Source organism: Streptomyces arenae (assembly GCF_022343545.1).
Lineage (GTDB): Bacteria > Actinomycetota > Actinomycetes > Streptomycetales > Streptomycetaceae > Streptomyces > Streptomyces humi.
Genome location: NZ_JAKQYH010000043.1, coordinates 241,375 through 259,740, shown reverse-complemented (window position 1 = coordinate 259,740; position 18,366 = coordinate 241,375). Strand labels below are relative to the sequence as shown.

The following is an 18,366-nucleotide window of genomic DNA, read 5'->3' as shown; positions in this document are numbered from 1 at the left end:
GGCTGAGGGGCGGGGTGGTGGGTGGGGCTGGATGGGTGGGGTTGGCGTGGGTGGTCGGAGTGGCGTGCCGGTGTTCGCGTTCGTGCGCGGCAGAGTCACCTGTTCATGCGCATGCGACTGAGCAACCCCCTGTCCCTCTGCCTAGCCGCCGCAGCCGTCGTCCTCGTCCCCGGGGCCACGGCGACCGCAGCCCCCGCCGCCGCGGAGGCGTCCTGCACGGGCGCCGACGCGCAGGGCTTCCCGCTCGCCACCCGCATCCACGACGGCCCCTCCTCCTACGAGCCCGGCGGCGGCTACGGCATCTGGTACCTCGACCTCACCAACACCACGAACCGCGTCTGCACCGACGTCCACCCGGTCGTCGTCCTCGTCGACGACCACCGTGCCCTCAAGCCGGACCAGACCGAGCTGGAGTTCTACGACGGCCGCAGCGCCCGCCCGGTCGCGCTGACCGAGACCGACGCGTCCGAACTGGTCGGCGTCTTCGACGGGAACGACTTCCCCGGCTTCACCGTGGCGCCCGGGGCGACCGTCTCGGTCAAGGTCAGACTCGCCGTCGCCGCCGACGCCGTCCCGAACGCGGTCACCGCCAACGCGGCCCTCGTCCAGCGGCAGGGTTCGGACGGGGACTGGGTGGGGGAGTCCAACGACTACCGCTTCGGCATCGGCCAGGACCCGCCCCCGCTCCCGTCCTCGCCCGCGGCCTCGCCTCCGTCCTCGCCCACGGCATCCGCCGGCCCGGACCCCACGGCCGACCCCGACGCTCCCGCCACCCCGGACACCCCGGACGCCCCGGCCTCCGCCCTCCCCTCGGCCGGCACGGAGGAGGTCTCCGGCGCGGCCAGCCCGGGAGCCTCCCCGGGGACCGCGCCCACCGCCTCCCCCGACGGCGCCCTGCCCTTCGCCGTGGAGGCCGCCGAGGCCGGGGAACGCGCCCGGGAACTGGCCCGTACCGGCGCCGGCCTGGCCCACGGACTGCTCACGGCGACGGCCGCGCTGCTCCTCGTAGGAGCGACCGCCTTCCTGCTGGCACGCCGCCGGCCATGACCCCGGCCGCACCCGCCGTCGCGGACACGGCCGGCGGCCCGCCGAACCATGCGCCGGACGCGGCGGCCGGGTTGCCGGGTTCCGGGTAGCCGGGAGGCCGGGTTGCCGGGAGTGCTCGCGCCCCCGGGTTACCCCGACTGGCCCCCGGGGTGCCCCGACGGACCGCCGGGGTACCCCTCGGCCGAAGGGCGGGGGAGGAAGCGTGCGACCAGCCACGATGAGTTCGCGGAAGGCTGACGGCCCCTCCCGGCCCGTGTGGCGGAACGCTTAGGCTGGGGGCCGTCGGTACGCCGCGGTTCCGGCGCCCCAGCTCAGGCATGACCCGCACACACGCCATCCGCACGCCAGGAGAAGCACCAACATGGCAGACCGCAAGCCCATCGAGTCATGGCTCACCGACATGGACGGCGTTCTCATCCACGAGGGGGTCCCGATCCCCGGCGCGGACGCCTTCCTGAAGAAGCTGAAGGAGTCCGGGCGGCCCTTCCTGGTGCTCACCAACAACTCCATCTACACCGCCCGTGACCTGCACGCACGGCTGCGGCGGATGGGCCTGGACGTGCCGGTGGACAACATCTGGACCTCCGCCCTGGCCACCGCCCAGTTCCTGGACGACCAGCGGCCCGGCGGCAGCGCCTACGTCATCGGCGAGGCCGGTCTGACCACCGCGCTGCACGACATCGGGTACATCCTCACCGACCACGAGCCCGACTTCGTGATCCTCGGTGAGACCCGCACCTACTCCTTCGAGGCGCTGACCAAGGCGGTGCGCCTGATCAACGACGGCGCCCGGTTCATCGCCACCAACCCCGACAACGTCGGCCCGTCCACCGACGGCGACCTGCCCGCCACCGGTTCGGTCGCCGCGCTGATCACGGCCGCGACCGGCAAGAAGCCGTACTTCGTCGGCAAGCCCAACCCGCTGATGATGCGGGCCGGGCTGAACGCGATCGGCGCGCACTCGGAGACCTCCGCGATGATCGGCGACCGGATGGACACCGACGTCCTCGCGGGCCTGGAGGCCGGGATGCGCACCTTCCTGGTGCTGTCCGGCGTCACCCAGCCCGACGACGTCGACCGCTACCCCTTCCGTCCCTCCGAGGTCGTCGACTCCATCGCGGACCTCGTCGACCGGGTCTGAGCCGGGTCCGGGACGGCCGTCCGGCGGGCCGGGGCCAAACCTGAGCTCACCCGTACGGAGCAATCCGGCGCCCCCCGAGGATGCGGGGGTGCCGGGTGCGGGGGAGCCTCCAGATATCTGGAGGTTCACGATGGGCTCAATTCGCCTCACTCTCTGTGCGGGACTCCTGGTCACGGCCGCCGGCGTCGCCCCGACGGCCGCGTACGCGGCGGACGGCCGCGGAGTCACCGTCACCCCGGCCTCGCCGGCCCCCGGCTCCGTGGTGACCCTGCGGGTCGCCGGCTGCTCCGGTACGACCGGCAGCGCCGTCTCGACGGCCTTCGTCTCCGATGCCCGGCTCAGCGGTTCCGACGGCGCGCTGACCGGTGAGACCCAGGTCCGCTCCACGACCGGCCCCGGCTCCTACGACGTGCGGGTCAGCTGCGCCGGTGCGGAGGTCACCGGCCGCGTCACCGTCGTGGCGGGGTCGGCGTCCCGGCAGGACGCGCCCGACGCCCTGTTCTCCTCGCCCATCGCGCCCGTGCACGCGGGCGGCGGGGGCGCCGCTCCGCTCGCCTCGGTGGAGTCCCGCTCGGCCGGTCCCGACACCGCGCAGGCGGTCACCGGTCTCCTCCTCGCCGGGTTCGCCGCGGCCGCCGTCGGGCTGCTGAGCGCCCGCCGGGGCCGCGGCTCACGCTGAGGACGGGACCCGGATGTCCGACGACACCGAACGTCCGTCCGGCACCGGACGGCTGCTGACCGGCGTGGCCTGGGCCGTCCTGCTGCTCGGGCTGTGGCTGTGGGGGCGCGGGGTCACCGAGGTGCCCGACGCTCTGACCGGGCCCACCACGGGTGACGTGGCCGCCGTGGGGCGTCCCGCCGGCGCCGAACTCCCACCCGCGGCTGAGCCGTTGACCTCGGCCGTACCCCAGCGCATCGACATCCCGGACCTGGGCGTGCAGGCCCCCGTGGTCGTCCGTGGCCTCGACGGGAACGGCGGGGTCGAGCCGCCGCCCTTCGACCAGCCCGGCGTGGTCGGCTGGTACGGCTCCGGGACGGGGCCGGGGTCGGCCGGCACCGCGGTCCTGGTCGGGCACGTCGACACCGCGACCCGGCCCGCCGTCTTCTACAAGATCAGCGCCCTGCGCCCCGGCGAGCGGATCCGGGTGGTCCGTTCCGACGGGACCGTGGCCGAGTTCACCGTCGACGACATACGGGTCCTGCCCCGCGACCACTTCGACGCCCGGCAGGCGTACGGGGCGCGCGAGACGGGGCGTGCCGAACTGCGCCTGATCACCTGCGGCGGCACCTTCGACCGGAGCACCGGCAGCTACACGGCGAACGTGGTCGTCTCGGCGTACCTCACCGGGACGGCCGCGTAGGGGGTGCGCCGCACCTGGCGCCCGGTCGACGGCCCGCTCCCCTGAGACCGCCGACCGGGCCGGTCCTCGACCGCGCGCGCTCGGGCTGCGGGAGTAACCCGGCGTCAGGCGCGGGAGGCTGGGAGGGCGGGGCCGGGGGGCTGGGCGGCCGCCCGCAAGCGACTCTAGAGGGCGACGGCCACCCGAGCCTAGGGATGCACCCGCCAACCTCCACACCAACCCCCGCCGCCGTTCTCACCCGCGGCCCCGTGCTGCCCGGCCGCGCATTTCCCCGCGCCCCTGCCGGGGCGCGTCCCCCCGCCGCCGTTCTCGTCCGCGGCCCCGTGGTGCCCGGCCGCGCAGTTCCCCGCGCCCCTGACGGGGCACGTCGCGCCCACCCGTCGTTTTCGTCCGCGGCTTCGTGGTGGCTGGTCGCGCAGTTCCCCGCGCCCCTGCCGGGGCGCGTTGTGCTGCCCGTCGTTTTCGTCCGCGGCTTCGTGGTGGCTGGTCGCGCAGTTCCCCGCGCCCCTGACGGGGCACGTCGCGCCGCCGCCGTTCTCGTCCGCGGCTTCTCGTGGGGAGTGCGGGGGGTATGTCACGATTGGGTGTGGTCAAGTGCAGGCATCCAGGGGGGAATTGGATGTACGACAGCAGGGGGGGCCGGCTGTCCGTCTGGGCGGTGGCGGTCGCGGTGATGGTGTTGCTCACCGGCTGTTCCTCGGACGGGGGGAAGGGCGGCGCCGGTAGCCGGCGGTTCGGCGGGGCGGATCCGTTCTGGGTCAATCCCGACTCCAACGCGGCACGCCAGGTGAGGAGTTACGCGCGGGCGGGCAAGGACTCCGACGCCGAGCAGATCCGCAAGATCGCGGTACAGCCGACCGGCGAGTGGATCGGCCCGGAGAACCCCGAGCAGGAGGCGCGCGGCTTCACCGAGGCCGCCCGGAAGGCCGGCCGCACCGCCCTCCTGGTCCTCTACGACATCCCGCACCGCGACTGCGGCCAGTACAGCCAGGGCGGCGCGGCCGACGGCGACGCGTACCGGGCGTGGATCGACGGAGTCGCCCGCGGCATCCAGGACCGCGCCGCCACGGTGATCCTGGAACCGGACGCCGTACTGCACCTCGTCGACGGCTGCACCCCGGCCTGGTTCGCCGAGGAGCGCTACGACCTGCTGCGCGGCGCGATCACCAAGCTGAAGTCGCTGAAGAACACCAAGGTGTACCTGGACGCCGGGAACGCCGGCTGGGGCCACCCCGACCAGATTCACCGGCCCCTGGAGCAGGCGGGCGTCGCGCAGGCGGACGGCTTCTCGGTCAACGTCTCCAACTTCTACTCCACCCGGGACTCCATCGCCTACGGCGAACAGCTCTCGGCGAAGGTGGGCGGCAAGCACTTCGTGATCGACACCAGCAGGAACGGCAACGGCCCGTACACGGGCGGCGATCCGGCCGAACGCTGGTGCAACCCGCCCGGCCGGTCGCTCGGCGAGCCCCCGACGACGAGGACGGCGGACGCCCTCGTGGACGCCTATCTGTGGGTCAAACGCCCGGGCGAGTCGGACGGCACCTGCAAGGGCGGCCCGCAGGCCGGCGACTGGTGGCCGGCCTACGCCCTGGGACTGGCACGGGCGACGGCGTCCTGAGCGGTGGTCCGGGCCCGCGGTGGACGGCCCGGAAGATTCCGTCGCCGCCCGCGAACATTTCCGCCGCACCGCGCATCAGAGCATGTGTACGGCACCGGAAGACGGTCCGGGACGCACGCCCCGGCCGCGCCGCAGCACACGAGTGGAGCCCGACACCGTGAACGAAGACCAGACCACCATCAACCGCCGCACGTCCCGTCGCCGCACCGGCCGCAAGGCCGGCCGTACGGTGCTCGCCGGAGTCGCCCTCGTCGGCGTCGGACTCGTCTGGGCGGGCACGGCCCAGGCGAGCCAGAGCACTGCCACGGCGACCCCGACCTGCAAGGAGTCCGCGCTCAAGGCCACCTTCGGCCGGCAACTCGCCGGCGGGATGAACCACCAGGGCGTCGTCATCAACCTGCGCAACCTCAGCGGCCGGACCTGCGTGGTGCGCGGCTACCCCGGCCTGGGTCTCGAGAACGCCTCGCACAAGGCGATCAAGACCCATGTGACGTGGGGTGACACCTGGTACGCCAAGGACCCGGGCAAGAAGACGATCTCCCTCAAGGACGGTCAGAGCGTCGAGGCCGTCGTCGCCTGGACGCACGCCAACACCGGCACCTCGGGCGCGGTGCACGCCTCCTACCTGGAGATCACCCCGCCCGCCGCCACCACGCACAAGACGTTCGCCTTCAAGCAGTGGGTCGACCACGGTGACCTCTCCGTCACCGCGCTGGCCCGGCACGTCGAGATCAACGACTGACCCCCCGCGGGCCGTCCGCGTCCCCCGCCCAAGGGCCCGGCGGGGCGACGCGGACGGCCGGGCGTGCCCGGGGAGGTGCTATGGCACCTTCAGCCACCGCGCCCGGGGAGGTGCTATGGCACCTTCACCCACCGCGCCCGGCTGGGCGTGCCCTGGTCGTCGTCCACGAAGACCATGTACCACCCGGACGGCACCAGGTTCCGGTTCCTCGGCACGGTCACCGTGATCCGGTCACCGGACGTCCTGAAGTCCAGCGCGACCGACCGCTGGTCCACGTCCGTCACATGGGTGGTGGCGCCGGGCCGGATCAGCCGCACCTTGCGGACGGCCGAGGCCTGCCGTGACGTGAACGTCCCCGTCCCGCCCCGGGCGATGGTCGCCGGGCCCCCGCTCAGCGCGGGCCGCGCGTCCCGGTAGAGGTACGGCGGGGTGTAGATCTCAATCCGCTGCTCGAAGACGCCCGGCTTGGTGTCGGCCTTGTCCGCGAACAGCGGGTTGGAGCCGAAGAACATCACCCGGCCGTCCGGCAGCAGGACCGAACCGGCGTGGTAGTCCCGCCCCACCAGCGGGTCGGCGACCCTCCGGAAGGAGTTCGTCGCGGGGTCGTAGAGCCGGGCCTGCCTGATGTCGGAGGCGCCCCGGCCCCGGTAGTCCTCGGAGCCGCCCGACACCAGCACGGTGTCGTCCGGCAGCACCGAGATCTGCGGGTAGCGCGTCCCCTTCTCCAGCGTGGGCCCGTCCACGAACCCCGGGTCGGGGGCCGACAGGTCGATCAGCCGGGTCCGGTTCGTCGACAGCGCGGACTCGCCGACCCCGCCGCCCCCGACCACCAGGTACTTCTCGTCCTGGGCCGGCGGCAGCAGCACGGTCCCGGACGTCTCCAGCAGGTCCGGGTCGCTGAGCCCCGGCAGCCGGGTGAACCGGTTGCTGTCCACGTCCCAGATCCCCGGGTCCCGGCCCACGTCGTCCGGCCCGTACCCGGCGTTGGAACCCGAGTAGAAGATCCTGCCGTCCTGGAGCAGGAACAGCGCCGGGTAGGTCGGGAACTGGCGCTTGTACCGCGTGTACGTCCAGGTCCGCGTCCTCGGGTCGAAGACCTCGTTCTTGCCCGGCACCAGCTGCCCGATGTCGTCGAGCCCCGAGACGCCGAGCACCTTCCCGTCCGACAGGGTGGTGAGCGTCGGGTACCAGCGTGCCTCGTTCATCGGGTCGACCTTGATGTACTTCTCGGCGACCGGGTCGAACTCGTAGGCGTTCCTGATGCCTTCGAAGTCCCGTTTGTCGAGGCCGAGTTTGTTGGCGATGCCGTAGGTGTTGCGGGCGTCGGCGCCGGTCAGACCCTGGATGCCGTAGTTGTCCTGGGTGCCGGTCTCGTACTTCGTGCCCTGCTTCGGCGCCTCCACGATCACCCGCGCGTAGCCGGGGTTGTTCCGCAGGAACCTGCCGGTCTTCCGGTCGAAGACCTTGGTGGCGCGCGGGATGAGCGCGGAGTCGTCGGAGACGAAGGTCTTGCCGTTCCGCTTGCCGGTGAACCGGGTGCCCTTGGGCAGGGTCATCGGTCGGTCCGGGTTCTCGTTGTAGAGGATCATGACGCCGCCGGCCTTCTTGACGTCGCCCTTGAGCTTCTCGTACCGCTTGGTGCCGCCGGCGATCAGGATGTTGCCGTCGGCGAGCTGGGTGTGGCCGGTGCAGAACAGGTCGGCCGGGGTGGGCACCTTCTTGACGGTGCCCTTGACCGGGTCCCAGATCCGGCTGTCGTAGATCTTCGCGTCGAAGTTGTCCTGGTTGTTGCCCGAGCCCGCGACCAGCAGCACCTTGCCGGTGTGCAGGAGGACCGCGTGGATGGTGTCCTGGCGGTACTCCGCCGGGAACTCGATGATGCCCCAGTGGCCGTTCGCGGCCTTGTACTCGGGTCTGTTGATCTTGTACTCGTGGTACCGCTCGCTCCCGAAGCGGTACACCCACGGTCCGTTGATCCCGGCCAGGACCAGCACCACCGCCGTGCCGGTCGCAAGACGACGGGTGCGGCGGCGGCCGGCGCTCTCGGTCATTCCTCACGCCCCCCGAGCCCGCCGCCGAGCGCGATCCGCATGGTCTGTTCCGGGTCTCCGCCCGGGGGCGTCCAGCTGGGCCGCTGCTGGGGGACATGGGCGTAGGCCGGCGGTACCGCGTCCTCCGGTTCGGCCGCCCGTCTTCCTTCCTGGCGCAGGGCGTGGCGCCAGGCGATGATCGGCGTTGCCGTGATGAGCAGCGCCAGCGAGCCCCAGGTGAGCATCGCGGGCTGGGCGTGCCCGTTCAGGAAGCCGGAGACGAGCGAACCGGCGAAGACGACGATGAAGAACCAGTGGATCCGGAACGTCCCGAAGAGGGTGTCCGGGCTGGCCGACTCGCCTTTCGGCGTGACCACGAACCTGCTCCTGCGGCGCAGCACCGCGTCCATGAGCGAGCGGGCGTAGACGGGTGCGGAGAGGGCCGACATCACCATGCCGGCCACTCCGCCCGAACCCTCCGGCTCGTGCGGGGAGACGTTGTGCCGGCGGTTCCAGACGTAGAGGCCGATCTGGAGCGCGGAGGCGTTGCCGTAGAGCATCAGCCACACGGTCGGGTCGATGTTGACGCCCGAGGCGCCGAGGCCCAGGAACAGCGCGCAACTCAGGGCCGCGAGGATCCAGTTGAGGGCCGACATCGGGTAGAAGATGATCATCATGGTGTAGTTGAAGAGCCTGCCCGGCGACAGCGAGAACAGGCCCTTCCAGTACTGCTTGAGGATCGTCTCGTACGTGCCCCGGGACCAGCGCAGCTGCTGGGTGAAGAAGTCGGTCCAGGCGTTCGGGCCCTCGCCGACCGCGAGCACGTCCGGGGTGTACACCGACCGCCATTTCCGGCCCGTCTCCGGGTTCCTGGCGCGGTGCATCTCGAAGCCGGTGGCCATGTCCTCGGTGATCGAGTCGTACAGCCCGCCGATCTGCCTGATCGCCCTGATGCGCACGGCGTTGGAGGTGCCGACGAACATGGGGGCGCCGTAGCGGTTGCCGGCGCGCTGGATCAGGGCGTGGAAGAGGAACTGCTGGGACTCGGCGGCCTTGGTGACGAACGTGTCGTAGTTGCCGTACACCTGCGGGCCGATGACGAAGCCGACGTCCGGGTCACGGAAGTAACCCAGCATCCGTTCCAGGTAGTTGGGCAGCGGGACGTGGTCGGTGTCGACGGAGGCGAAGAAGTCGTACTCGTCGCCGTGCGCCTCCAGCCAGGCGTTGTAGTTGCCGTGCTTGGTCTTCGCTCGGTGCGGCCCCTTGGGCCGGTTCCACCGCTCGACGCCCTTGCGGGTGAAGTGGTGCACGCCCAGGCGCGCGCAGACCTGCTTCACCTCCGGGTCGTCGCCCTCGTCGAGCAGCCAGACGTGCAGCAGCCCGCGGTGGCGCAGCCGGACCGCCGCCTCGAGGGTCCGGGTGACCATGTCGAGGGGTTCCTTGCCGGGCACGAACGTGGTGATGAAGGCGACCCGGGTGCCGGTCCGCGGGACCACCGGGACGGGGTCGCGGGCCACCAGGGTGGCGTGCGCGTTGGACACCACGTTCATGCAGCGGAAGAACTCGATCAGGCCGATCGACACCAGCATCACCGTGTCGAGGGCCGGCAGGACGTCGTGGGCCGGGTGGTCCCGCTGGGTCCAGTGCGCCGGTTGCAGCAGCCAGGTCAGCAGGACCAGCGAGAGCAGTGGGGCCGCGCACAGCATCAGCGCGGCGCGGACGCGGTGCGGTTCCTGGGAGAGCAGCGAGCGGTAGCGCACCTGGTAGGGGCGGGCCGGATCGGGCTCGGTGAGGGGGCCCGCGAGCCGGCTGTAGTGCTCGTAGTCGTATCTCGGCAGCGTTCTCTTCGTCCGGCGCAGGGCGCCGGTGGCGGTGCGGTGCGCGGGCACCAGGGCACCCGTCGGCGTCGACGTCATGAGTCATCCCCCCACACACGCGCAGGTCAACGCGTGTCTGTCGGTGTCACCGCCCGATCCGGTCCCCCTCGACCTCCTCGGGCGCGTCCATGGCGGGGCACGGCCGTTCCACAGAGCATGGACACGGACCGTGACCGTCCGGTTGCGTGGCGCCCCCCTCGGCACCGATTCATGACGGGGCCCCTCTCCCCGCAGATCTGGCAACCGGGGTTATCTACCCCCCAAGTGCCCGGAATCACCGGCACTTTGGACATCCAGGGTTCTATGGCGCTCAGCTTGATCGCAAGACACGAAACGCGCTGTTTACCGGTCATACGCGTTCATAGTGGAGCGCGTGGGGATCGTGTGGACCGGTCGTGTCGGTCGTTGACAGAAGGGGGCGAACGGCGGAAGGCCCCCCGCTGCTGCGGAGGGCCTTCCGGGTGTCTGTGCGCCGCCAGGGACTCGAACCCCGGACCCGCTGATTAAGAGTCAGCTGCTCTAACCAACTGAGCTAGCGGCGCCTGCTGACATCGAGAACTCTACCCGACCGGGGGGCGTGCTCCGGACCACCGGCCACCGGGGCGAGCCCCCCCGCGTCCCCCCGCGCTCCTCCCGTGTACATCATTCGGACCGTCAGCATGCGCGCCGGGATGACAGTTGGGAAACTGATCAACGTGCACAATCCCGGACATATCCACCCGAAGTGTGAGGGGAATCGCATGCCGGCCCCGGTATTCGAGGAATTCGACCCCGCGAACGACTGCGAATGCCCCGGATGCGTCCACTGGCGGCGGGTCGGTTCCTCCCCGCTGCCGGGCCGCTTCGGCGGGCACCCGGCCGCCCGGGGCGTGCTGGTCGTGGCCGCCGCCGCGTCCGCCGCCCTCGCCGCGAGCGCCCCGCAGGCCGCCGCCCACAGCGCCCCGTCCGCCCCCCACCGGTCCGCCGCCCCCGTGGACCCCGACCCCGAGACCCCGCAGGGCGCCAAGTCCCCCCTGCACGGCCCGGCCGGCAAGCCCCTGACCGGCCCGATCACCACGCCCCCCATCACCCGTACGGAGATCATCAACCGCGCCAAGACCTGGGTCACCGCCAAGGTGCCGTACAGCATGAGCCTCTACTGGACGGACGGCTACCGCCAGGACTGCTCCGGCTATGTCTCCATGGCCTGGGGGCTGACCGGCAACGAGTGGACCGGCAGCCTCGGCCAGTTCGGCACCAAGATCACCAAGGCCGAGCTCCAGCCCGGCGACATGCTGCTCTTCCACAACCCGGACAACCCCGAGAAGGGCTCGCACGTCGTGCTCTTCGGCGGCTGGACGGACCACACGCACACCGCGTACACGGCGTACGAGCAGACACCCCCGCACGCCCGCCGCCAGTCCACGCCGTACGCCTACTGGAGCAACTCCGCCAAGTACGTCCCCTACCGCTACAAGGGACTGGTCGCGGACCCCGGTGCGGCGGGCGCACTGGCCGGGAAGGCGGCGGGGCCGTTCCCGGGGGCCGCCTTCTTCGGGCCCGGCGCCGACAACAAGTACGTCACCCTCCTCGGCCGGATGCTGGTCGCGCGGGGCGCCGGCGGCTTCTACGGCAAGGGGCCGGGACCGGTCTGGGGTCCCGCGGACCAGCGGGCCACCCGCGCCTTCCAGCAGGCCCAGGGCTGGACCGGCGCCGCCGCCGACGGGCTGCCGGGACCGCGGACCTGGGAACTCCTCGCCGGCGGGCGGGGCAAGAGCATCAGGCCCGCCGACGCCCCGGCCGCTCCCGCCTCGCACGGGGTCCCGGGCTACCCCGGCAAGAACCACTTCCGCCCGGGCGCCGACAACGAGCACGTCACCCGGCTCGGCGAGCGGCTGGTCGAGAAGGGCTACGGCCGTTTCTACACCGACGGTCCGGGGCCGCGTTGGGGCGAGGCGGACCGCAGGGCCGTCGAGGCGTTCCAGCGTGCCCAGGGCTGGCGCGGCGGCGCGGCCGACGGCTACCCGGGGCCGGAGACCTGGCGCCGGCTGTTCCAGTGACGACCCCCACGAGCACTCACCAACACATCACCTGACGCATCTGGCGCGGAGGCTGGAGGCAGGAATGAGTACGACCACCGCACACACCCCTGAATCGGGCGAGCCCCTCGACGACGGGCCGCCCGTCCGTCCGGTCCCGCGGCTGATCCAGAACGAGGCCACCACCGAGATCCCCGTCCATCTGCTCTTCCGCGACGATCCCGCCCCGGTGTCGGTACCGCTGCGGCCCGCGGTCGTCGCCCGCCGGCAGGGCACCGGCGAACAGCCCCGGCTGCGGCGGCCGGCCCCGGCGAAGCCCCGGCCGGCCGCCGCCGTCGACCCCCAACTGGTGGAACACCCCGCGCGCGTGCTGCCCGGCGCGGCCGGGGTGCTCGCCGGGCTCGGCGGACTGGCCGGCGGTCTCACCACCTCCTGGTGGGCCGGGGTGCTGCCGTCGCTGGCGGTGCACGCGCTACGGCTGCCGGCGTCCGGGGGCGCGGGGCTCGGACCGGCGCAGTGGGCCGCGTACGCCGGGGCGGGCGCGCTCGGCGTGTGCGGTTTCGGGGGCCTCGCGCGCGGGGTGACCGGGCAGGCGTGGGTGCTCGGTCTGTTCGGCCGCTACCGGGGGACGGTCCGCCGCACCGGTCTGCTCTGGGTCAACCCCCTGCACCTGAGGCGCCGGGTCGACGTCCGGCTGCGGCACTGGCGCAGCGAGGAGATGCCGGCCGCGGACGGCAACGGGGTCGCGCTGCGGGTCGTCGTGCTGGTGGTGTGGCGGGTGCGGGACACCGCGCGGGCCGTGCTCGGCGTCGAGGGCCACGAGACGTATCTGCGCGAGTGCGTGGAGGCGGCGCTGGTCCGGGTGCCGGTGGAGGTGCCGGGCGGGGCGCGCGGTTCGGCGGAGGCGGCCGCGGACGCGCTGACCCGGCGGGTGGCGGCGGACGCGTCCGGGGTCGGTCTGGAGGTGTTCTCCGTGCAGCCGGTCCGGGTGGAGTACGCCCCGGAGGTGGCCGCGGCCATGCACCGGCGCCGGATCGCCGCGCTCGACGCCCAGCAGCGGGCCACCATGCTCACCTCCGTCGTGGACTCCGTGGAGGACACGGTGACCCGGCTGACCATGCGCGGCCTGGTCGAACTCGACGACTACGAACGCAAGGTGCTGGTGCGGGACCTGACGGTGGCGTTCTGCTCGGGGCGCACCGGATCCGCGCCGTGATCGGGGCGCACCGGATCGGCGCCGGGACGGGTACGGACGTGTCTTTGATATGGACACGGTCAACAGTCGGCAATAATCTGGGACTTGGTCTAGACCTGCACGGCTCACCGAACTTCCCCCACGTTCACCAGGAGCGGCAGCATGCGTAAACGGACCAAGGTGTCGGCCGTCGTGCTCGGCGTGGCGACCGCCGGAGCCTTCGCACTCTCCACCGGCGGTGCCAGCGGGCACGGCTACACCGACCTCCCCATCAGCCGGCAGAAGCTCTGTGCCAACGGCACCGTGACCAACTGCGGCGACATCCAGTACGAGCCGCAGAGCGTCGAGGGCCCCAAGGGCTTCCCGGCGGCCGGTCCCGCCGACGGCCAGCTCTGCAACGGCGGGGTGAGCCGGTTCGCCCAGCTCAGCTCGCCCACGACCCCGTCGGGCGGGGCCTGGCCCACGACCAGGGTGACGGGCGGTCAGACGTACACGTTCCGCTGGCAGTTCACGGCCATGCACGCCACGACCGACTTCAAGTACTACGTCACCAAGACGGGCTGGAACCAGAACCACGCCCTCGCCCGTTCGGACCTCAACACCACCCCGTTCCTCACCGTCCCCTACAACGGCCAGCGCCCGCCGGCCACCCTCAGCCACAGCGGCACCCTGCCGTCGGGGCTGAGCGGTCACCACGTGATCCTGGCGGTCTGGACGATCGCCGACACGAGCAACGCGTTCTACGCCTGCTCGGACGTCACGTTCTGACCGGAGTCGCTCGACGAGTACGTAACACCGGGTGGATCTGAGCTTCGCTTGAGGACCCGCCGCAGGCCAGAGGGGTACGTTCCGGCCGTGCCGGTCAGTCGGACCGGCGTTCGGACCGGGGGGCCCTCATGGACTTCATGGAAGCGTTCTTCTACGTCATTCCCGCCGTCTTCGTCGTTGTCGGGGTCCTCGGGGTGGTCAGGACGCTGCGGCGGTCGAGCGAGATCAGCCGGGCGTGGCGTCACGGGCGGACGGCCGAGGCGCGCTGCCTGCGGTCGTACACGACGACCAGCGGCGGCGGGGAGACGTCCGTGACGACCACGCTCCACCATGTGTACGAGTTCACGACGGCCGAGGGGCGGGCGGTCCGCATCGACGAGCGCGACGGGGCGCCGACCGTCGTCGAGGGGGACTTCGTGACGGTCTACTACCTGCCGGAGCGGCCCGAGAAGGCGACCGCGCAGCCGCCCGCGCAGGGGAGGCTGGCCGCGGGGACGGGGTGCTCGCTGGCCTTCTTCGTGGTGTTCATCGGGTTCGCGCTGGCCTTCATGGGGGCGGCGCACTTCATCTTCTCGGCGTGGGGTGACGTGACGCCTTGACGCGGTGTGTGGTCGGGTGCGGGTGTGTGGGGGGCTGGTCGCGCAGTTCCCCGCGCCCCTTACGGGGCTCTACATCTGACGGAGTGTCAGTTATGCTGCCCGCTCATGGAATCCGCGATACGCACGGTTGCTGAGGCGGTGGCTGCCCGGTGGGGGGATCACCGGGCGGGGTTGTGGTGCGGGGAGCGGGTCTACAGTCACCACGAGGTGGCCGGAGGGGCCGCCGCCCGGGCGGCTCTGCTCGCCGATCTGCTGCCGGCCGGGAGTGTGCCCCACGTCGGTGTGCTGCTCGACAACACCCCTGAGTTCCCGCTCTGGCTGGGCGCGGCCGCGCTGGCCGGGGCCGCCGTCGCCGGGATCAATCCGACCCGGCGGGGCAGCGAACTCGCCCAGGACATCATGCACACCGAGTGCCCGGTACTGGTCACCGAGCGGGCTCGGCTGCCGCTGCTCGACGGACTCGAACTGCCGGGCGTCCGGATCCTCGTCACTGACGGACCGGAGTACGGCGGCCTGCTCGCCCCCTATCTCGGCGCCTTCCCGGACGCCTCCCGGGCCCGCCCCGCCGACCGGATGCTGCTCTACTTCACCTCGGGCTCCACGGGGGCTCCCAAGGCCGCGCTCTGCTCCCAGGGCAGGCTCGCCGCGGCCGGGCGGTCGCTGGTGACGCAGTTCGGGCTGTCCGCCGACGACGTGCACTACGTCTGCATGCCGATGTTCCACGGCAACGCGGTGATCGCCGACTGGGCCCCCGCGCTGGTGACGGGCGCCGGGGTGGCGTTACGGCGGCGGTTCTCGGCGTCGGGCTTCCTGGCCGACGTGCGCCGGTACCGGGCCACCTACTTCACCTACGTCGGCCGCGCGGTGCAGTACGTACTGGCCACCGAGCCACGCGCCGACGACCGCGAGAACCCGCTGCGGCTCGGCTTCGGGACCGAGGCCGGGGCCGTGGACGCGGCGGCCTTCGAGGAACGGTTCGGGGTGCGGCTGGTCGAGGGGTACGGGTCCTCCGAGGGCGGGGCGGCCGTCCAGTGGTCGCCGGGGACCCCGGCCGGGGCGGTGGGGCGGGCGGCGCCCGGTCTCGTCGTACTCGACCAGGAGTCGGGCGCGGAGTGCCCGGCGGCCGTCTTCGACTCCGGCGGGCGGCTGCTCAACGGGGAGCGGGCGATCGGGGAGCTGGTGAACCGGGCGCCGAACCCCTTCGAGGGGTACTGGCGCAACCCCGGCGCGGAGGCCGAGCGGCGGCGGGGAGGCTGGTACTGGACCGGGGACCTCTTCTACCGGGACGCGGACGGCTACCTGTACTTCGCGGGGCGCACCGACGACCGGATCCGGGTCGACGGGGAGAACCTGGCCGCCGCGATGATCGAGAACATCCTGGCGCGGTACGAGGGGGCGGACGCCGTCGCCGTGTACGGGGTACCGGATCCGGTGACCGGGGACCAGGTGATGGCGACGGTCGCCGGGCGGTTCGAGCCGCTGGACTTCGCCGAGTTCCTGCTGGCCCAGCCCGACCTGGGGACGAAGATGGCGCCCCGGTTCGTCCGGGTGGTGGAGCGGATGCCGGTGACGGCCACCAACAAGATCCAGCGGGCCGCGCTGCGCGGCGAGGGGGTGCGGTGCCCGGACCCGGTGTGGTGGCGGCCGCCGGGGGAGCGGACGTACCGCAGGCTGACCCCCGAGGAGGCCGCGGCCTGGTGTCCGGACGGCGCACCGGGTACCGCGCGCCGCTGAGCGCGCGGGCCTGCCCGGAAGGCCGTAATGCGTGCACACCCGGGCAACTCGCCCCGTGTTAGCGTCCGTTGCCGCGACGATCGACCTGGGCGGCTACCCCGAGAGGAGCCATCGACATGGCACACCACGTCTCCGGTCTGGGCATCAGCCCCACGAGCATGGATCCCAGGAGCCACATCACCGACGTCTACGTGTTCCAGCAGCCGGGGGACGCGGAACGGACGGTCCTGGTGATGAACATCAACCCGCACTCGCCGATCACGGCCGACGCCGTCGACTCCGAGTCGGTATACGAGTTCGGCGTGGACAACGACGGTGACGCGGTGAACGACGTCGCCCTGCGGGTGCGCTTCTCGCCGGTGGCGGCGTACACGCAGACCGCGAGCGTGCAGCTGGCGGCGGGGCGGGACGCGGCGGCCGACGTCGAGGCGGGGGAGACGGTCATCGCGCACGCCCCGGTCACCTTCGGCACGGAGCCGGAGATCACCGAGGCCGGCGGCTTCCGGTTCTTCGCCGGGCTGCGCAGCGACCCGTTCTTCGCCGACCCGGTCGGCGCCGGGAACGGCTTCCAGTGGACCGGCAAGGACTTCTTCGCCGACAAGAACGTGTTCGGCATCGTGCTGGAGGTCCCGAACGCCGTGCTCGGCCCGGAGCCGCGGGTCGGCGTCTGGGGCCGGGTCCTGGTCCCGCACGACGGCCGGCTGGTCCAGGGCGACCGGGCGGGCCGCCCCGGCATCGACAACAACTTCAACCAGAACGACGACGACAAGCGGGTCTGGAACCAGCAGGAGCCGTCGAAGGACCGCGAGCTCTTCCTGGACAAGTTCGCGCACGTCTTCGAGCACGGCGGCCACCCCCGGGACCGGGCGGTCGCCCTCGCCGAGGGACTGCTCCCCGACCTCCTGACGTACGACCGCACGAGCGCCGACGGCTTCCCGAACGGCCGCAACCTCACCGACGACGTCATCAACCTGGGGATCGCCCAGCTGAGCAACGGCGCCGTGCCCCACGACGGACTGGCGCCCCACGACGACCTGCGCGCCGACTTCCCCTTCCTGGGGGACCCGCACTGACGGCAGGGGCACACTGACGGCAGGGGCACACGCGCACGAAAAAATGACCTGGGGTGTGAGAACCCCAGGTCATTCATGGTGCGCCGCCAGGGACTCGAACCCCGGACCCGCTGATTAAGAGTCAGCTGCTCTAACCAACTGAGCTAGCGGCGCATGACTCTCGCCGACCATCCGAACCTCGTTCTCGCGGTGGCGACGAAGAAAATACTACCTGGTCCGCGGGGGTGCTTCCGACCACGGGGCCGGGCCGCCGGGACGGGCCCTAGATGGCGAGGGACAGCAGGAGGGGAGCCGCGCCACGGTTCAGGGTGTCGGCGGCCTGGCGGAGCCGGTGGGCGTGCTCGACCGGGAGGGACAGGGCCAGGCAGCCCACGGCCGAACCGGCCGTGATCGGGACCGCCGCGCACACCGTGCCGATCGCGTACTCCTGGAGGTCCAGGACGGGCACCGTCGGCGGCTGCGCCTCCAGGCGGGAGAGCAGCAGCTTGTCGCTGGTGATGGTGCGCGAGGTGAGGCGGGCCATCTTGTGCCGGGAGAGGTGGTCGCGGCGGGCGTTGTGGTCGAGCTGGGTGAGCAGGCTCTTTCCGATCGCGGTGGCGTGCGCGGAGGAGCGGAAGTCCACCCACTCGTTGACCGCGGGGGTGGCCGGGCCGGCCGCGAACGGGCCGATCCGCACCTCGCCGTCGACGTACCGGCTGAGGTACACGGCGGCGCCCACCGAGTCGCGCAGCCGGTCGAGGGTCCCCTGGAGCTGCTCGCCGAGGGCCCGCTCCCGGTCGTGCGCGGAGCCGAGGCGGCGCAGGGTCTCGCCGGTGACGTAGGCGCCGTCCGTGACCTGCTCGACGTAGCCCTCGCGGCGCAGCATGCGCAGCAACCCGGTCAGCCGCTCGGGTTCCAGGCCGGTCAGGCGGGCCAGCTCGGTGTCGGTGACGCCGGCGGAGTGCCGTGCCACCGTCTCCAGGACACGCAGGGCGTCCTGGGCGGAGTGGTACGGGGCGGTCGGCTCGTGCTTCAGCGCCACGGTGGTCCCCCTGCGCTCGCTAGGCACTGCTACTGTCTGGCCGCGGTCCGGATGACGGATCCCCTCCACGATAACGGGCAAGCGGCCGAAACGGAGGGGGTGTTGAGGAGATTCCGGCGCTCCCAACTGCGACGCAGAC

Annotated in this window: 15 protein-coding genes and 2 tRNA genes; 12 read left to right on the top strand and 5 right to left on the bottom strand. The window is 72.2% G+C overall.

Features of this window, described 5'->3' with window-relative positions:
• The first annotated feature begins 105 nt into the window (after positions 1-105).
• From MB828_RS19255 to MB828_RS19230, 6 genes are all read left to right on the top strand, one after another.
• On the top strand, positions 106-1,047 hold the full coding sequence (locus tag MB828_RS19255; protein ID WP_301649289.1) for a hypothetical protein: 942 nt from the start codon (positions 106-108) through the stop codon (positions 1,045-1,047).
• A gap of 361 nt (positions 1,048-1,408) precedes the next feature.
• The gene (locus tag MB828_RS19250) at positions 1,409-2,188 is read left to right on the top strand and encodes an HAD-IIA family hydrolase (protein ID WP_046734717.1); all 780 of its coding nucleotides are present in this window, start codon (positions 1,409-1,411) and stop codon (positions 2,186-2,188) included.
• A 130-nt stretch (positions 2,189-2,318) separates the two neighbouring features.
• A complete protein-coding gene (locus MB828_RS19245; protein WP_301649288.1) occupies positions 2,319-2,867 on the top strand; it encodes a hypothetical protein in 549 nt (182 codons plus the stop codon).
• A 13-nt stretch (positions 2,868-2,880) separates the two neighbouring features.
• Positions 2,881-3,549, top strand: a complete 669-nt coding sequence (locus MB828_RS19240; protein ID WP_133021707.1) for a class F sortase — start codon at positions 2,881-2,883, stop codon at positions 3,547-3,549.
• Between the two features lie 619 nt (positions 3,550-4,168).
• Positions 4,169-5,170 (top strand): glycoside hydrolase family 6 protein, encoded by a 1,002-nt coding sequence (locus tag MB828_RS19235; RefSeq protein ID WP_301649287.1) that lies wholly within the window; start codon positions 4,169-4,171, stop codon positions 5,168-5,170.
• A 157-nt stretch (positions 5,171-5,327) separates the two neighbouring features.
• Complete coding sequence (locus tag MB828_RS19230) at positions 5,328-5,912, top strand: DUF4232 domain-containing protein (RefSeq protein WP_301649286.1); 585 nt, start codon at positions 5,328-5,330, stop codon at positions 5,910-5,912.
• Between the two features lie 113 nt (positions 5,913-6,025).
• Here the strand turns inward: MB828_RS19230 and MB828_RS19225 are convergent, their stop codons facing one another.
• The 3 genes from MB828_RS19225 to MB828_RS19215 all read right to left on the bottom strand — a co-directional run bounded on the left by MB828_RS19225 (position 6,026) and on the right by MB828_RS19215 (position 10,361).
• A complete protein-coding gene (locus MB828_RS19225) occupies positions 6,026-7,963 on the bottom strand; it encodes a kelch motif-containing protein (protein WP_301649285.1) in 1,938 nt (645 codons plus the stop codon).
• The gene (locus MB828_RS19220; protein ID WP_301649284.1) at positions 7,960-9,858 is read right to left on the bottom strand and encodes a glycosyltransferase family 2 protein; all 1,899 of its coding nucleotides are present in this window, start codon (positions 9,856-9,858) and stop codon (positions 7,960-7,962) included. The genes MB828_RS19225 and MB828_RS19220 overlap by 4 nt, the downstream gene beginning before the upstream one ends.
• A 429-nt stretch (positions 9,859-10,287) precedes the next feature.
• Positions 10,288-10,361 (bottom strand) — tRNA-Lys (locus MB828_RS19215).
• A gap of 198 nt (positions 10,362-10,559) precedes the next feature.
• Between MB828_RS19215 and MB828_RS19210 the strand changes: the two genes are divergently transcribed.
• From MB828_RS19210 to MB828_RS19185, 6 genes are all read left to right on the top strand, one after another.
• Complete coding sequence (locus MB828_RS19210; RefSeq protein WP_301649283.1) at positions 10,560-11,858, top strand: peptidoglycan-binding protein; 1,299 nt, start codon at positions 10,560-10,562, stop codon at positions 11,856-11,858.
• A gap of 64 nt (positions 11,859-11,922) precedes the next feature.
• Positions 11,923-13,053 (top strand): SPFH domain-containing protein, encoded by a 1,131-nt coding sequence (locus MB828_RS19205; RefSeq protein WP_301649282.1) that lies wholly within the window; start codon positions 11,923-11,925, stop codon positions 13,051-13,053.
• 141 nt (positions 13,054-13,194) lie between these two features.
• Positions 13,195-13,800 carry a lytic polysaccharide monooxygenase auxiliary activity family 9 protein gene (locus MB828_RS19200; RefSeq protein WP_133021714.1) on the top strand — a complete coding sequence of 202 codons (606 nt, stop codon included), beginning with the start codon at positions 13,195-13,197 and terminating at the stop codon, positions 13,798-13,800.
• Between the two features lie 128 nt (positions 13,801-13,928).
• A complete protein-coding gene (locus MB828_RS19195; RefSeq protein WP_343236180.1) occupies positions 13,929-14,399 on the top strand; it encodes a DUF3592 domain-containing protein in 471 nt (156 codons plus the stop codon).
• A 105-nt stretch (positions 14,400-14,504) separates the two neighbouring features.
• On the top strand, positions 14,505-16,133 hold the full coding sequence (locus tag MB828_RS19190; protein WP_301649281.1) for an AMP-binding protein: 1,629 nt from the start codon (positions 14,505-14,507) through the stop codon (positions 16,131-16,133).
• 116 nt (positions 16,134-16,249) lie between these two features.
• Positions 16,250-17,206: a DUF4331 family protein gene (locus MB828_RS19185; protein WP_301649280.1), complete on the top strand. Its 957-nt coding sequence runs from the start codon at positions 16,250-16,252 to the stop codon at positions 17,204-17,206.
• Positions 17,207-17,282: 76 nt separating this feature from the next.
• Here the strand turns inward: MB828_RS19185 and MB828_RS19180 are convergent.
• Together MB828_RS19180 and MB828_RS19175 are read right to left on the bottom strand one after the other, a co-directional pair.
• Positions 17,283-17,359 (bottom strand) — tRNA-Lys (locus tag MB828_RS19180).
• Between the two features lie 109 nt (positions 17,360-17,468).
• A complete protein-coding gene (locus MB828_RS19175; protein WP_301649279.1) occupies positions 17,469-18,227 on the bottom strand; it encodes an IclR family transcriptional regulator in 759 nt (252 codons plus the stop codon).
• Between the last annotated feature and the right edge of the window lie 139 nt (positions 18,228-18,366).

What these genes read in the sequence shown, in the direction of transcription:
- MB828_RS19200 (WP_133021714.1), top strand. Translation starts at nt 13,195, where the DNA reads ATGCGTAAACGGACCAAGGTGTCGGCCGTCGTGCTCGGCGTGGCGACC.
- MB828_RS19245 (WP_301649288.1), top strand. Translation starts at nt 2,319, where the DNA reads ATGGGCTCAATTCGCCTCACTCTCTGTGCGGGACTCCTGGTCACGGCC.
- MB828_RS19205 (WP_301649282.1), top strand. Translation starts at nt 11,923, where the DNA reads ATGAGTACGACCACCGCACACACCCCTGAATCGGGCGAGCCCCTCGAC.
- MB828_RS19240 (WP_133021707.1), top strand. Translation starts at nt 2,881, where the DNA reads ATGTCCGACGACACCGAACGTCCGTCCGGCACCGGACGGCTGCTGACC.
- MB828_RS19250 (WP_046734717.1), top strand. Translation starts at nt 1,409, where the DNA reads ATGGCAGACCGCAAGCCCATCGAGTCATGGCTCACCGACATGGACGGC.
- MB828_RS19195 (WP_343236180.1), top strand. Translation starts at nt 13,929, where the DNA reads ATGGACTTCATGGAAGCGTTCTTCTACGTCATTCCCGCCGTCTTCGTC.
- MB828_RS19190 (WP_301649281.1), top strand. Translation starts at nt 14,505, where the DNA reads ATGGAATCCGCGATACGCACGGTTGCTGAGGCGGTGGCTGCCCGGTGG.
- MB828_RS19225 (WP_301649285.1), bottom strand. Translation starts at nt 7,963, where the DNA reads ATGACCGAGAGCGCCGGCCGCCGCCGCACCCGTCGTCTTGCGACCGGC.
- MB828_RS19235 (WP_301649287.1), top strand. Translation starts at nt 4,169, where the DNA reads ATGTACGACAGCAGGGGGGGCCGGCTGTCCGTCTGGGCGGTGGCGGTC.
- MB828_RS19255 (WP_301649289.1), top strand. Translation starts at nt 106, where the DNA reads ATGCGCATGCGACTGAGCAACCCCCTGTCCCTCTGCCTAGCCGCCGCA.
- MB828_RS19220 (WP_301649284.1), bottom strand. Translation starts at nt 9,858, where the DNA reads ATGACGTCGACGCCGACGGGTGCCCTGGTGCCCGCGCACCGCACCGCC.
- MB828_RS19185 (WP_301649280.1), top strand. Translation starts at nt 16,250, where the DNA reads ATGGCACACCACGTCTCCGGTCTGGGCATCAGCCCCACGAGCATGGAT.
- MB828_RS19210 (WP_301649283.1), top strand. Translation starts at nt 10,560, where the DNA reads ATGCCGGCCCCGGTATTCGAGGAATTCGACCCCGCGAACGACTGCGAA.